Annotated in this window: 8 protein-coding genes; 6 read left to right on the forward strand and 2 right to left on the reverse strand. The window is 70.8% G+C overall.

Going from position 1 to position 14,693, the window contains the following annotated elements:
* Positions 1–6: 6 nt before the first annotated feature.
* Both ACFVU3_RS06625 and ACFVU3_RS06630 read right to left on the reverse strand, forming a co-directional pair.
* Positions 7–582 (reverse strand): hypothetical protein, encoded by a 576-nt coding sequence (locus ACFVU3_RS06625; protein ID WP_390064235.1) that lies wholly within the window; start codon positions 580–582, stop codon positions 7–9.
* A gap of 47 nt (positions 583–629) precedes the next feature.
* Positions 630–1,862, reverse strand: a complete 1,233-nt coding sequence (locus ACFVU3_RS06630; protein WP_390064237.1) for a DNA sulfur modification protein DndB — start codon at positions 1,860–1,862, stop codon at positions 630–632.
* A 201-nt stretch (positions 1,863–2,063) separates the two neighbouring features.
* On the opposite strand from ACFVU3_RS06630, the gene ACFVU3_RS06635 reads away from it, so the two are divergent.
* The 6 genes from ACFVU3_RS06635 to ACFVU3_RS06660 all read left to right on the forward strand — a co-directional run bounded on the left by ACFVU3_RS06635 (position 2,064) and on the right by ACFVU3_RS06660 (position 14,595).
* The gene (locus ACFVU3_RS06635; RefSeq protein ID WP_390064238.1) at positions 2,064–4,175 is read left to right on the forward strand and encodes an N-6 DNA methylase; all 2,112 of its coding nucleotides are present in this window, start codon (positions 2,064–2,066) and stop codon (positions 4,173–4,175) included.
* Between the two features lie 92 nt (positions 4,176–4,267).
* Positions 4,268–6,277, forward strand: a complete 2,010-nt coding sequence (locus ACFVU3_RS06640; protein WP_390064240.1) for an N-6 DNA methylase — start codon at positions 4,268–4,270, stop codon at positions 6,275–6,277.
* Complete coding sequence (locus tag ACFVU3_RS06645) at positions 6,274–7,446, forward strand: restriction endonuclease subunit S (protein ID WP_390064242.1); 1,173 nt, start codon at positions 6,274–6,276, stop codon at positions 7,444–7,446. Before ACFVU3_RS06640 ends, ACFVU3_RS06645 begins: the two co-directional genes overlap by 4 nt.
* Before the next feature lie 2 nt (positions 7,447–7,448).
* Complete coding sequence (locus tag ACFVU3_RS06650; RefSeq protein WP_390064244.1) at positions 7,449–10,625, forward strand: type I restriction endonuclease subunit R; 3,177 nt, start codon at positions 7,449–7,451, stop codon at positions 10,623–10,625.
* 249 nt (positions 10,626–10,874) lie between these two features.
* On the forward strand, positions 10,875–12,401 hold the full coding sequence (locus tag ACFVU3_RS06655) for a protein kinase (RefSeq protein WP_390064323.1): 1,527 nt from the start codon (positions 10,875–10,877) through the stop codon (positions 12,399–12,401).
* A 58-nt stretch (positions 12,402–12,459) separates the two neighbouring features.
* Positions 12,460–14,595 (forward strand): UvrD-helicase domain-containing protein, encoded by a 2,136-nt coding sequence (locus tag ACFVU3_RS06660; protein WP_390064246.1) that lies wholly within the window; start codon positions 12,460–12,462, stop codon positions 14,593–14,595.
* The last annotated feature ends 98 nt before the right edge of the window (positions 14,596–14,693 follow it).

Genomic DNA, 14,693 nt, shown 5'->3' on the forward strand with positions numbered 1-14,693 from the left:
GACGGCTCAGCCGACCTTCTTCCACTCCTGGCAGCGCTGGGTCTGGAAGTACTCGCCCTTCTTCAGGGTCACGCGGCCGGGGCCCTGGAGGTTGTTGTTGGCGATGATCGCGTCGAACTCTCCGCTCGCGTCCTTCAGCCGGGCCCAGTAGCAGCCGAAGGAGCCGTCGGGGCCGGTGGTCTTGTAGGTGCCCGCCCGGATGTCCTCTCCGACGAGGTACTCGCCGTCGCCCGCGAAGTGGTCGGCCGGGCCCGCCTCCTCGGTGGGCGGGGGCGTGGTCTCCGGCTCTTCGGGGGCTTCCGTCGTCGGGTCGGGGGCGACGGTCTCGGCGACGACCGGGTCGGGGGTGGTCGGGTCGGGGGCCGGTTCCTGCGTGGGCGCGGCGGACGCGGGGCGCTTGGCGTCCTGGACGGTCTCGCCGGCGTCGCCGCCGCCGAGGGCGGCGCCGACGATCAGGGAGACGAAGGCGACGGCTCCGTGGGTGAGCCAGGACTTCGCACGGGTGGTCCGCTTCGCCGGCGGCTGCGGGAACGGGGGAAGGGATCCGGGGGCCGTGTGCGGTTCCGGCGTGGGGCTGTTCATGTCGGGGGCTCCTCGATGGCGGGTCGTGCGGTGGAGGGGAGGGCGGGTCAGTGGGCCAGGCCGCGGATCTTGCGGCCCGCCTCGGTGGCCGGGTAGAGGATGGCGTCGGCGACGCGGCCGCCGGAGTCCTTGACGCCTCCGCTGAAGTTGAGGCGTCCGGAGGTCCCCGCCTTGGCCGCGACGCCGTCCCAGTAGGCGGCCTCCCGCTCCCAGCGGATGCCGGCGAGGAGCCGGTCGAGGTCGTCCGGACCGAGCGCGGTGGCGGGGTCGCCCCACGGCACGACCTGGTGGGCGGCGATCCCGACGCCCGCGAGGACCGCGGGCGCGGTGAGGGCGCTGCGGTTCGCGAGGTGCTCGAAGTGGGCGTCGATGAACCGGGTCAGCAGTGGTACGACGACGATCTCCACCTGGTCCGGCCGGACGCCCCGGGGCAGCTCGTCCTCGTGGACGGTCTCGGCGGAGCGCGAGAGGCCGGACCGGCCGAAGACGGCGGTCACGACGAGGGCCCGCAGGGCGGACAGGGTGATGACCTCCTTGTCGCTCTGCGCCACCTGGCGCTTGCTCGCGTTGACCAGCCGCGCGAAGGGGACGAGCTTCCCGTCGACCTCGACCTTCACGGACTCGGCGACCCGGTGGGCGAGCCGGGTGCCGAAGTCGCGCTGGTCCATCGACATCGCGAGGTTCTTGGCCACGGCGACGCCCTGGACGTTGCGGTCGTAGAAGATCTGCCGAGCGTCGGCGGGAGCCAGGTCGACGTACAGCTCGAAGGGGATGCGCACCTGGGCGAGCTCGGCGTAGGTGAGGCCGTACGCCTCGGGGTTGTCGTAGAGCTCGTGCCAGGCGGTGGTCTGGGTCTCGCCGTCGATGGCGATCACCATCGTTCCGGGCGCGATGGTGAGGGTGCGCAGGCCGGTGCCGGTGACGAGTTCGTCGCTCAGGGCGGCGAGGGGACCCGCGTGCCACAGGGTGATCGGGGGCGTCGACCAGCCGGCGCCGAGGTCGCCCTTGAGGCCGCCGGCGATGTACTCCGCGTAGGGGCCGACGTTCTTGCCCTTCTGGGACGACTTCAGCGTCCGCTGAACGGTCGAGCGCAGCTCCGCGTGGCGGCGGACGAGGCCCGAGGCGACCTTGAGCTTCCGTGCGTCCTCCTCGGCCCGGGGCGAGGGCACGAGCTGGACGAGGGTCGGCACCGACATGGTGCCGACGACGGCGTCGGCACGGAACGGCATGACGGTCAGCTGGGTGCCCTCGACGACGGCGGTCGGCATGGTGAGGCGCATCTGCGGCTCCTTGGGAGAGCGGCCGACGGCGTGGCGACGCGCGTCGGCATGGCGACATGGGGGCGCTGGGACCGGAGGATCGCTCAACTCCGGAAGCATCTCAAGATAAGCATGACCGTGAAAGCATCGTCAATCGACTTGACCGGCTTGCCCAGGCGTATAGAGTGTTGACCGTCCGCTACCGAGAGGCCCGGAAACCGCATGCCACAGCCCACCGCTCAGGTGACAGCCGCCGAGATCTCCCGCATCGCCGGGGTCACGCGCGCCACCGTCAGCAACTGGCGCCGACGGCACGACGACTTCCCGGCGCCCGCAGGTGGCACCGAGAGCAGCCCCCTGTACGACCTGGAGGCGGTCCGCGGCTGGCTCGCCGCCCGCGGGCAGACCACCGCGGCGAACCCCGCCGAAGAGCTCCGGACCGCCCTGCGGCTCCATGCCCGGGGCGACGGCACCACCGCCTTGCTGCCGCTGGTCCTGGACGCCGCCCGGCGCCCGGAGAGGGAACTGGCGGCACTCGGATCGCTGCCCGACGACGACCTCGCCTCCTACGCCCGCGAGGCCGCCCGGGCCCTGGACGACACCGTCACCGGCGCGACCACCGCCTCCCGCTTCACCTCGGCCGACGCCCCAGCCGTCCGGGCACTGCTCCGATGCGTGCGGGAGGCGGACGGCGAGACGGCCCTCTCCGTACTGGCCGAGCGGGAGCTGGAGGACAGCGCGGCGAGCGGGACCTACCAGACCCCGGAGCCGCTGGCCGACCTCGCTTCCCGGCTGATGCCGGGAGCCGTCGCACGTGTCCTCGACCCCGCCTGCGGCAGCGGCACCCTCCTCGCCGCCGCGGGACGTCGCGGGGCGACCCGCCTGTACGGACAGGACGCCCTCCCCGTCCAGGCCCTGCGGGGCGCGGTCGGGCTGATGCTCGCGGCCCCCGAGGCCGAGGTCACCGTCCGGACCGGGGACAGCCTCCGGTCCGACGCCTTCCCCGCGCTGCTCGCCGACGCGGTGCTCTGCAACCCCCCGTACGGCGACCGGGACTGGGGCCACGACGAGCTGGCGTACGACCCGCGCTGGGCCTACGGCGTCCCGGCCCGGGCCGAGTCCGAGCTCGCCTGGGTGCAGCACTGCCTGGCCCACCTCGAACCGGGCGGGCACGCCGTCCTCGTCCTCCCTCCGGCCACCGCGTCCCGCGCGTCCGGGCGCCGCGTCCGCGCCGAACTCGTCCGGAGCGGGGCGCTGCGCGCGGTGGCCGCCCTGCCGGCGGGCGCGGCCGCGCCCCTCCACATCGGACTCCAGCTGTGGGTCCTGCAGCGGCCGGAGCCGGGCGGCGCGGACCGCTCGTCGGTCCTCTTCGTCGACACGGCCGAGGCCACGGGCGAGGAGACGACGGGCCGGACACATCCGCGCGGCGGCGGCCGTACCGCGCTGGACTGGCCCGCGGTGACGTCCACGGTCCTGTCGCACTGGGGTGCCTTCCTCGCGTCCCCGGACTCGTTCGTCGACGAGCCGGGCATCGCCCGGACGGTGCAGACCATCGACCTCCTGGACGACCTGGTCGACCTGACGCCCGCCCGGCAGGTCCGCGCTTCACGCGCCGAGGTCGACCCGCTGGAGCTGGCCGGCCGGGTGGACGCGGCGCGCGGAGACCTGGTCCGCGCCGCCGCCTCCCTCGGAGAGTCGGCCCAGCGGGGCGAGTGGCACCCCGTGGGTCACGAGGTACGCGAGTGGCGCACGGCGACGGCCGCGGACCTGGCGCGCGGCGGCGCGCTCACCCTGCTGCGTACGGCACCGGACGGACGCGCCGCCGGGCGTCCCACCGGGCCGGTCCTCACCGGGCCGGACATCGCACGAGGCGCTCCCCCGTCGGGCGACGCCACCGAGCTGCGGACGGACACGGCGCCGGTCGTCGCCCTCGGAGACGTCCTCGTCCGGGGAGTGGCGGGCGGGCACGGTGCCATGGTCCGGGTGGCGCGGGAGACGGACGCGGGGGCGCTCCTCGGCCACCAGGTCCACCTCTTCCGGCCGGACCCGGCGCGCCTGGACCCTTGGTTCCTCGCCGGCTTCCTGGAGACGGAGGAGAACCTGGCGGGAGCGTCGACCGGCAGCACGATCCTGCACGTCAGCCCCGGCCGGCTCCGGGTCCCCCTCCTCCCGCTGGAGGAACAGCGGCGCTACGGCGAAGCCTTCCGCCGCGTCCACGCTCTCCGGGCGGAGGCGCAGCGCGCCGCCCACCTCGCCGAGGAGACGGCCCGACTGCTGACCGGCGGCCTGACGGGAGGCGCCCTGCTGCCGCCCGTCGCACCGGATTCGGCCTGAACCGGCACCTCGGCCTTCACACGTCGACCACACTTGTCCGCAGCCGCTCCGATGGAGCGGTCCGTCGGTCCGGAAAGGAAACCGGGAACCCCTTGAACAGCAGCAAGCACACGGAACTGGCGAACCACGCCTGGTCCGTCGCCGATCTCCTGCGCGGCGACTACAAGCAGTCCGACTACGGCAAGGTGATCCTGCCGTTCACCGTGCTGCGCCGCCTGGAATGCGTCCTGGAGCCGACACGGGACAAGGTCGTCGAGACGGTCGCGAAGTTCGAGGGGCAGGACATCGACACGGACCGCTTCCTGCGGCGCGCGTCGGGCCACGCCTTCTACAACCGGAGCGGACTCACGCTGCGGAAGATCGCGGCGGACCCGCAGAACGCGGCGCGGAACCTCCAGGTCTACGTCGCTGCCTTCTCCACCAACGCGCGCGAGGTGCTGGAGAAGTACGACTTCGGCCAGCAGATCAAGAAGCTGGACGACGCGAACCTGCTCTACCAGGTGATCGGCAGGTTCACCGACCTGGACCTGCACCCCGAGAACGTGCCCAACCACAACATGGGCTACATCTTCGAGGAGCTGATCCGCCGCTTCTCCGAGCAGTCGAACGAGACGGCCGGTGAGCACTTCACGCCGCGCGAGGTCATCAAGCTGATGGTCGAGCTCCTCGTCGCCCCCGACGCGGACGTCCTCACCCTGCCGGGCGCGGTCCGCACCGTCCTGGACCCGGCCTGCGGCACGGGCGGCATGCTCAGCGCGATGGACGACCACATCGAGTCCCGGAACGAGCACGCCACGGTCGAGGTGTACGGCCAGGAACTCAACCCCGAGTCCTGGGCGATCTGCCGTTCCGACCTGATGATCAAGGGCCAGGACCCGGACAACATCGCCTTCGGCAACTCCTTCTCCGACGACGGCCACGCGCGGCGCACCTTCGACTACGTCCTCGCCAACCCGCCCTTCGGCGTGGACTGGAAGAAGGTCAAGGACGACGTCGAACTGGAGCACAAGACGCTGGGCGAGTCGGGCCGCTTCGGCGCCGGCCTGCCGCGGATCAACGACGGCTCGCTCCTCTTCCTCCAGCACATGCTGTCGAAGATGAAGCCGGTGGACGTCAACGGCGGAGGCGGCTCCCGCGTCGCCATCGTCTTCAACGGCTCCCCGCTGTTCACCGGCGCCGCCGAGTCCGGCGAGTCCAACATCCGCCGCTGGATCCTGGAGAACGACTGGCTGGAGGGCATCGTCGCCCTCCCCGACCAGCTCTTCTACAACACGGGCATCTCCACGTACTTCTGGATCCTGACGAACCGCAAGTCCCGCGACCACAAGGGCAAGGTCGTCCTCCTCGACGCGCGCGACCACTGGGTCAAGATGCGCAAGTCGCTCGGCGACAAGCGCAAGGAACTCGGCGACGGCGAGAACGGCCGCCCGAACCACATCGGCGAGATCACCCGCCTCTACGCGGAGGCGCTGGAGGTCGCGAAGGACCCCGAGCACCCGGGGCACGGCAAGGTGAAGGTCTTCGCGAACGAGGACTTCGGCTACCGCCGCATCACCGTGGAGCGCCCGCTGAAGCTGCGCTTCGACCTGACGGACGAGACGCTGGCGGCGCTGGCGGAGTCGAAGCCGGTGGCGAAGCTGGCGGACGGCGAGAAGTTCGTCGCGGCGCTGCGCCCGCTGCTGGGCTCGTCCTGGCCGACGAGGTCGGAGGCGTTCGTCGCCCTGAAGGACGCGGTGGTCGCGGCCGGCCTGCTGTGGCCGACGGGCGCGCCCTTCGTCAAGGCGGTGCGCGAGGCGATCGGCGTCCGCGACCCCGAGGGCGAGATCCAGAGGATCAAGGGCGCGGCGGAACCGGACTCGGAGCTGCGCGACGCGGAGAACGTGCCGCTGGACGAGGACGTCGAGGAGTACCTGAAGCGGGAGGTCCACCCGCACGTCCCCGACGCGTGGATCGACCACACGAAGACGAAGATCGGCTACGAGATCCCGTTCACGCGGCACTTCTACGTGTACCAGCCGCCGAGGCCGCTGGCGGAGATCGACGCGGAGCTGAAGGCTCTGGAGGCGGAGATCCAGGCGCTGCTGGGCGAGGTGACAGCATGACAGCACCCGACGCCACCGAGGTCGCCCTGAGATGGGTGTTGAGCCTACGGAGCGGAACATCGTGCTCAGATCGTCTTGAGAACGGAGCCATCCCCATCATGGGGGCTGCCGGCCCCATCGGGCGCACATCCAAGGCGAACACTCGCTCAGGAAGCATCCTGATCGGCCGAGTCGGCACGGTTGGCGCGGTCAATCTGGCCCACGGGAGTTGCTGGGCGTCCGACAACGTCATCATCGCCACTCCAGGCCCAACCCTCGAGAATCGCTATACGTATTACCTCTTGCTGAGCGCACGGCTGCCTGAGCTCGCCTCCAAAACTGCTCAACCACTGCTCACGGCTTCGGCGGTCGCGGGACTTCGCTTCTCGATCCCCTCACGTCAGGAACAGCGCCGGATCGTGGACTTCCTGGACGGCGAGACCAGCCGCATCGACGAGTTGACAAGCAAGAGAAGCCGACAGATCGAACTACTACAGGAGTCCACTCATAGCCTGATCACTGAAAGGCTGCATCGGGCAGCCGGTCAGCATGTTCGCATCAAGCACCTTTCCACTCGCATCACCAGCGGTCCACGAGGATGGGGCGAACTCACCTCGGACACCGGAAGTCTCTTCCTGAGGATCACCAATATCCCGCGCCACGGGATCTCACTCGACCTTCGTGACTCGCTGTATGTCGCCGCGCCAGACGGAGCGGAGCGAGAGCGGTCCAGAACACAGCTCGATGACGTCCTGGTCAGCATCACGGCGGATATCGGATCTGTGGCACTGGTCGACGAGAGGGGCATCGACGGCAATATCAGCCAGCATGTGGCCTTGATCCGCCCGAGAAAGGAAATCTGCGACGGTCGCTGGCTGTCGTACGCGCTCAAGTCTGCACGGTCGAGTCAAGAACTCGGCACAGCCAGCTACGGCGGAACAAAGGCAGGACTCGGCCTCAGCGACATCGCCGACCTCACCATCCCCACGCCTGATCTCTCCGACCAGAGGTCCATTGCTTCCGAGATTTCCCGCTCCCTCGCCCATCGAGACAGTCTGAGCGCAGGCATGAAGGCCCAGTGCACGCTCCTGAATGAACGCCGTCAGGCCCTCATCACCGCCGCCGTGACCGGCCAGTTCGACGTCACCACCGCAAGCGGACGCAATGTCACGGACGGAGTCACCGCATAACCATGCCGCCCATCCACAACGAGGCCGCCTTCGGTGAGGCGATCGTCTCCTCCATGACCGCGCGCGGTTGGCGCGAGGCGCGGCCCGGGGACTACACGGCCGATCTCGGTCTGGACACCAACGAGCTGTTCACGTTCATCGGGGCGACCCAGGCCGACGAGTGGTACGAGCTGGTCTCCTACTACGGGAACGACCAGGCCGCGGCCCAGCGCGGGTTCGCGCGCCGGCTCGATCAGGCCATCGTCGACAACGGGCTGCTCGACGTGCTCCGGAACGGGGTCAAGGACCAGGGGGTCCGGCTGCGGGTCGCCTACTTCAAGCCGAATCTCGTCGCGGACGACTCCGTGCTCGACGGCTACCGGGCCAACCGGCTGACCGTCGTGCGCGAGCTGCGGTACGCGACCAAGCAGGCCGACTGGGGCAACGAGCTCGACCTCACCCTCTTCCTCAACGGAATCCCCGTCGCCACCGCCGAGTTGAAGAACCCGCTCACCGGGCAGGGCGTCGAACGCGCCAAGGAGCAGTATCGGACCGACCGCGACCCCACCGAGCCGATCTTCACCCGCCGGGTCGTCGCGAACTTCGCCGTCGACCCGGACCTGGTCTTCGTCGCGACGCAGCTGAAGGGCAAGAACACCCGCTTCCTGCCCTTCAACACCGGCTCCGCCGGACCCGGTCGGCCCGGTGGCGCCGGCAACCCCGCGCCCACCGCCTTCGGGACGTACGCGACCTCGTACCTCTGGGAGCAGGTCTGGCAGCCGGACAACTGGCTGGACCTGCTCCAGAGGTTCGTGCACCTGCACAAGAGCAGGACGCCCGGCGGGGGCAGCACGAAGACGATGATCTTCCCGCGGTTCCACCAGTGGGACGCGGTCAAGAAGCTCACCGCGCACGCCGCCACCCACGGCGCCGGGCACAACTACCTGGTCATGGCCTCCGCCGGCTCCGGCAAGTCGAACACGATCGGCTGGCTCGCCCACCGCCTGTCCGACCTGCACACCCCCACCGACCCCCGCGAACTCACGCCCGAGGCCATCGCGAAGGGGCTCAGGACGGGCGTTCCGGTCTTCGACAAGGTCATCGTCATCACCGACCGGCGGAACCTGGACGCCCAGCTCCGCGAGACGATCGGCAGTTTCGAGCAGACCGCCGGGCTGGTCGTGAAGATCGACGAGAAGCACGGCGCCAAGGGCGAGCAGCTCGCGCGGGCCCTCTCCCGGGACACCGGGAAGATCGTCACCGTCACTCTGCACTCGTTCCCCGCGCTGCTCAACCACATCGAGCGCAACCCCACGGAGATCCAGGGCACCACCTTCGCGATCGTCGTGGACGAGGCACACTCCTCGCAGTCCGGCGACGCGGCCACCGCCGTGCGCGCCGCCCTGCGCGACCTGGGTCTGGACTCCGACTCCGAGGACGCCGGCGCCACCTCCGTGACGCTCGACGACCAGCTCCGGAGGAAGGCGGAGGACCGGTCCCGCGCCTCGAACCTCTCCTACTTCTCCTTCACCGCCACGCCCAAGGCCAAGACCCTGGAGCTCTTCGGCACGTTGGAGGACGTGGGCGGGGAGGCGACCTACCGGCCCTTCCACACGTACTCCATGCGGCAGGCGATCGAGGAGGGGTTCATCCTCGACCCGCTCCGCAACTACGTCACGTACAACACCTACTGGAAGCTGGTGAACCAGAATCCGGACGAGCGCGAGGTGGATCCCTCGAAGGCGAACGGCCTGCTCGCCCGGTACGCGCTGACGCACGAGTCGACGGTGGCCCAGCACGCGCAGGTCATCGTCGAGCACTTCGTCTCGCACACCCGCGGCCGGCTCGGGGGGCGCGCCAAGTCCATGGTGGTGACCGCGTCGCGGCAGTCCGCCGTGGAGATGGCCCGCGCCCTCAAGAGCTACATCAAGGACCGCGGGTACGACACCAGACACCCCGACCTCGGCGTCCTCGTCGCCTTCTCCGGTTCCCTCACCGTCGACGGCGAGGAGACCACCGAGTCGAAGGAGAACGGCGGTCTGCCCGAGAGCGCGCTGCCGAAGGCGTTCGCGTACACCCGTGCCGACGACAGGGCCGCGCGCGGCGGCGGCAGGGGCCAGGAGGAGTACCGGATCCTCGTCGTCGCCGAGAAGTACCAGACCGGGTTCGACCAGCCGCTCCTGACGACGATGTACGTCAACAAGACGCTGACCGGCATCTCCGCCGTGCAGACCCTGTCCCGGCTGAACCGGACCGCCGAACGCAAGACCCAGGCCGACCTCGCCGTCCTGGACTTCGTGAACGACGCGGAGGACATCCAGGACTCGTTCCGTCCCTACTTCGAGGAGGCGATGACCCTCCCCACCGACCCGAACCTGCTCTACACCGCGCAGAGCCGGGTCATGCGGGCCCCGATCCTGGCCGACCGGGAGATGGACGCGTTCGCGGAGGCGTACTTCGCCGCGAAGGAGAAGGCCGGCGGGTCGCAGGCCAGGTGGGAGAAGCTGCACGCGGAGCTGTACCGGCTCCTGTCCCCCGCCGTGGCCCGCTTCACCGCTCTCCTCGACAGTGACGACGAGGACGACGTGGAGACGGCGGAGGACTTCCGCGCCGACCTCAACGACTACGTCCGCAAGTACGGCTTCCTCGCGCAGATCGTCCCCTACCGGGACGCCGAGCTGGAGCGGCTGCACCTCTACGGTCGCCACCTCCTCAACCGGCTCCCGCGCCGCGCGGACGGAGGCGTGGACATAGGCGAGATCGACCTCAGTCATCTCCGGGTGGACAAGACCGGGGAGTACGACGTCTCCCTCACCCCCGACGGCCCGACGGTGGTGACGGGCTTCGTCGATGGATCCGGCGGCGCCCAGGAGGCCGAGAAGTCGCTGCTCTCCGAGCTGATCGAGCGGTTCAACGAGCGGTTCGGCACGGAGTTCACCGAAGAGGACGTCATCCAGCCCTTCGAGGAGGCCAAGGCCGACCCGAAGGTGCGGGCGGCCGCCGTCGTCAACGACGAGGACAACTTCGGTCTCGTCTTCGACGACGTCTTCGCCGACAAGATGGCCGACCACATCGACACCATCGCCGATCTCGGGCGGCAGTACTTCGGCCCCGACAAGGGCTTCAAGTCGAGTCTCGACCGCAGTGCCCGCAAGGCGGCCTGGCGGATGATCCGTCGTGAGGAGGGGGTGGAGGAGTAGGAGTCTCCTCCACGCCCCGGCCCCCGGCACACGTACGCCGGGGGCTCCCTCCTCGTCGTTTCCGGCCACGCGTGGCCGGTCCGGCCCCCTCGCTGGACGACGGATCGCCCCATCGCCGAGACTTGTTCCCTTGACATATTCACGGTGCTGGCGAGGAGCACGGGGGGCACGGTGCCGGAGGAGCAGACGTCGCGGCAGGTCATCGCCGAGGGACGGTACGAACTGCTGGAGGAGCTCAGCCACGGCGGCATGGGCGACGTCTGGCGTGCGTACGACACCGTGCTCGACCGCCCGGTCGCCGTGAAGCGCATCCGGCAGCAGTCCCTCACCTCGCCGGCCCTCGCCGAGGAGTTCGTCAAGCGCTTCCAGCGGGAGGCGCGGATCACCGCGCGCATCCAGCACCCCGGCGTCCCCCAGGTGTACGACGCCGTGCTCGACGGGTCGCACGACCGGCTGTTCCTCGTCATGGAGCTGGTCGACGGGGTGCCGCTCTCCGCCTACGTCGACCCGGCCCGTCCGCTGCCCGTGAGCTGGGCGGTCGCGGTGGCCGCGCAGGTGTCCACCGTCCTCTCGTACGCGCACGAGGTCCCCGTCATCCACCGCGACCTGAAGCCGGGCAACGTCCTGGTGGCCCGCGACGGCACCGTGAAAGTCCTCGACTTCGGCATCGCCGCGATCCTGCGGACCGACGTCACCAAGCTCACGGCGACGGGCAGTCCCCTCGGCACCTACCAGTACATGGCGCCGGAGCAGGTCCGCGGCGGCCGGATCACGCCGCAGACCGACCTTTACGCGCTCGGCTGCGTCCTCCACGAACTGCTCGGCGGCCGGCCGCTCTTCACCGCACCGGGCGAGTACCAGCTGATGCACCAGCACATCAACGCCGCTCCCACCCCTCTGCGCCAGGTGCGCGCGGACGTACCTCCCCCGCTCGAGGAACTCGTCCTGCACCTCCTGCGCAAGGCGCCCGAGGCCCGGCCCGCCGACACCCAGGAGGTGTACGCACGGCTGCTGCCGTTCCTGCCGCAGCCCGGGGAGGCCGAACCCGAGGCGGTCGGCCCGACCGGAAGGCCCGATCCCACCGCTCTGTTCCGCCGCCCCTACGCGCCCCGCGAGCGGGGAGGACGACAGCAGGGACAGGACGCCGCCGGCTCACCCTCCACGGCGTCGCCCGCCCTTCCCCCGCCGGTACCTGCGCAGGCCCAGGCCGACATCGACGAAGCCTACGAGCACTTCGGAGCGCTGCTGGAGGAGGAGCGCTTCTCCCAGGCGGCCGAAGTCCTCGCCGAGGCCATCGAACCGGCCGCCCGCGCACTCGGCGCCGAGAACAGGAAGGTCCTGGAACTGCGCAGGAACAGGGCAGCGATCCAGTTGCTCGGCGGCGACTACCGCGCGGCCCTGCCCGAGTTCGAGGCGCTCGCCGACGCCTACGCGCGGGTGTCCGGCCCCACCGGAGCGAACGCCCGTGAATGCCGGGCGCAGGCGGCACGCTGCCGGGCCGAGCTCGGGCAGGTGACGGACGCGCTCTCGGAGCTGCAGAGCGTGCTCGCCGTCGTGCGGGCCGTCGACAGCGACGTCAGCGAGGAGGCCGTCGAACTCCGGCACGACATCGGCATGCTCCTGCTCGCCCAGGGGCGCTCGGCGGAGGCGCTCAAGGTCCTGGAGCCGCTCCACGAAGACCTGTGCATGGTCCTCGGTCCCGACGACGAGATGGCCGTCGAGATCGCCGGGGCCCTGGCCCTGATCCGCCTCGACCTCGACGGACCCCCCGCCTGACCCGAGACGCTCGGCACGTTCCCGTCGTCCAGCCCTTCGCCCACGGAGACCCGGCACCATGCCCCACCTCGCCTTCGACATCGCCTTCTGCGCCCAGCTCCCGAAGCTCCAGGGAACGGTCCGGCAGGGGGTGTTCGACGCCTGGGAGAAGTTCGAGCGCCTCACGCTGGATCAGTTGTTCAAGGACCCGGGCCTCAAGCTGGAGTCCCTGAAGCGCGCCCGCGACCCGCACATCCGCACGATCCGCATCGACCAGGGCGTCCGCGGTGTCGTGCTGGCTCCCGACAAGGGCGACACGTTCGTGCTGCTGCGGGTGATGCCGCACGACAAGGCCATCGCGTGGGCGATCAAGCAGAAGGCGAGCATCAACCACGTCACGCGCGCGGTCGAGATCCGTGACATCGCGGTGCTCGACGAACTGACGCCCGCCTACGAGCAGATCGCGCCCGCGCCCGCCCAGCGGCTCTTCGCCCGCTTCTCCGACCAGGACCTGTCGGCGCTCGGCATCGACGGGACGACCCTCGCCCAGGCGCGCGTCCTGTCCGACCGGGAGCAGTTGAGCGTCTTCGCGCCGCACTTCCCCCAGGACCAGCGCGAGGTCCTGGAGTACCTCGCCGAGGGCTTCACCGTGGAGGAGGTCTGGCGCGACATCGTCGCGGTCCACCTGTCGGCCGCGTCGGAGACCCTGGACACCACCGACTACGCGACCGCCATCCGCCACACCCGGACCCGCATCGCCCTGGTCACCGCCACCGACGAGCTGCGCGACATCCTGGAACAGCCCTTCGCCGCCTGGCGCATCTTCCTGCACCCCTCCCAGCACAAGGTCGCGTACCGCGCCTCCTTCGCGGGCCCGGCCCAGGTGACGGGCGGTCCCGGCACGGGGAAGACGGTCGTCGCCCTGCATCGCGTACGGCATCTGCTCCGGCACCTCCGGGACGGCGACCGGATCCTCCTCACCACCTACACCAACACCCTCGTCGCCGCCCTCCGTGCCGGCCTCGACGCCCTCGTGGAGGATCCGGAGCTCCGTGCGCGCGTGGACATCACCACCGTCGACGCCTTCGCCGGCCGGATCGTCTCGACCTCGCGCCGCCCGCTCAGGGGCAACGAGGAGGTCGCCCTGTGGGAGCGCGCCGCTCGCGCGACGGGATTCACCGGTTCCGCGCAGTTCCTGGCCCAGGAGTACAAGCACGTCGTCCTCGCCCAGGACCTGCGGACCCTGCGGGAGTACGAGGCCGCCGAGCGCGCCGGGCGCGGCAGTCGGCTGCCGGCGGCCGCACGGCAGCCGGTGTGGCGCGCGATCGAGGCGTTCGACGGCCTGCTGGCGGCCGAGGGGCTGCGGACGTACCTGGGCACCTGCGCCGAGGCCGCCGACGTGCTCGCCGCGGACGGGCCGCCCTACCGCCACGTCGTCGTGGACGAGGCCCAGGACCTGCACCCGTCGCAGTGGCGTCTGCTGCGGGCCGCCGCGCCGGACCGCCCCGACGACCTGTTCATCGCGGGCGACCCGCACCAGCGGATCTACGACTCGAAGGTCTCCCTCAAGGCCCTCGGCATCAAGGTCGCGGGGCGCTCCACGAAGATGCGGAAGAACTACCGCTCCACCCACGAGATCCTGTCCTGGTCCACCTCGCTCCTCGTCGGCCGCCCGATCGCCCAGCTGGAGGACGAGGGGCGGCACGAGACCCTGCTGGGATACCGCTCGTCGCTGCACGGCAGCGGCCCCGAGGTGCGCGGGGCGGCGTCGGACGCGGCGGAGCTGGACATCCTCGTCGAGCGCGTCCTCGCCTGGACGGCCGGCGGCGTCCCGCCCGGTGAGATCGGGGTGACCGGCCGGTTCAACAAGACCTGCGACAAGGCCGTGGAGCGACTCAGGGCGGCCGGGATCTCCGCCGTGCGCCTCCGCGGTGACGTGCCCGTCGACGCGGAGGCGGTCCAGGTCGGCACGATGCACTCGTTCAAGGGCCTCGAGTTCAAGTGCGTGGCGGTCGTCGGGGTGAACGAGGGGGCGCTGCCGTACGCGAAGGCGATCACGCCCCTCGACGTGGACCGGCTCCAGCACGAGGCCGATCTGATGGCGGAGCGGTGTCTGCTCTTCGTCGCCTGTACGCGGGCGCGGGACGGTCTCCACGTCTCCTGGTCCGGAGCACCCAGCCCGTTCCTGCCGGCCCCGGTCGACGCGTCGGCGTGACGTCCGGCGTGGGGGGGGGGGGGGGGGGCCCCCCCCCCCCCCCCCGGGGGCCGGGGGGCCAAAAGAATACGGCGCGGGGGGTGTAGAGACCCGCGGGG

The sequence above is a fragment of the Streptomyces sp. NPDC058052 genome (assembly GCF_042885515.1).
Lineage (GTDB): Bacteria > Actinomycetota > Actinomycetes > Streptomycetales > Streptomycetaceae > Streptomyces.

Bases quoted from the DNA above. Each gene is read 5' to 3' on its own strand.
- ACFVU3_RS06655 (WP_390064323.1), top strand. From the start codon at position 10,875: ATGGGCGACGTCTGGCGTGCGTACGACACCGTGCTCGACCGCCCGGTC.
- ACFVU3_RS06630 (WP_390064237.1), bottom strand. From the start codon at position 1,862: ATGCGCCTCACCATGCCGACCGCCGTCGTCGAGGGCACCCAGCTGACC.
- ACFVU3_RS06660 (WP_390064246.1), top strand. From the start codon at position 12,460: ATGCCCCACCTCGCCTTCGACATCGCCTTCTGCGCCCAGCTCCCGAAG.
- ACFVU3_RS06625 (WP_390064235.1), bottom strand. From the start codon at position 582: ATGAACAGCCCCACGCCGGAACCGCACACGGCCCCCGGATCCCTTCCC.
- ACFVU3_RS06650 (WP_390064244.1), top strand. From the start codon at position 7,449: ATGCCGCCCATCCACAACGAGGCCGCCTTCGGTGAGGCGATCGTCTCC.
- ACFVU3_RS06645 (WP_390064242.1), top strand. From the start codon at position 6,274: ATGACAGCACCCGACGCCACCGAGGTCGCCCTGAGATGGGTGTTGAGC.
- ACFVU3_RS06635 (WP_390064238.1), top strand. From the start codon at position 2,064: ATGCCACAGCCCACCGCTCAGGTGACAGCCGCCGAGATCTCCCGCATC.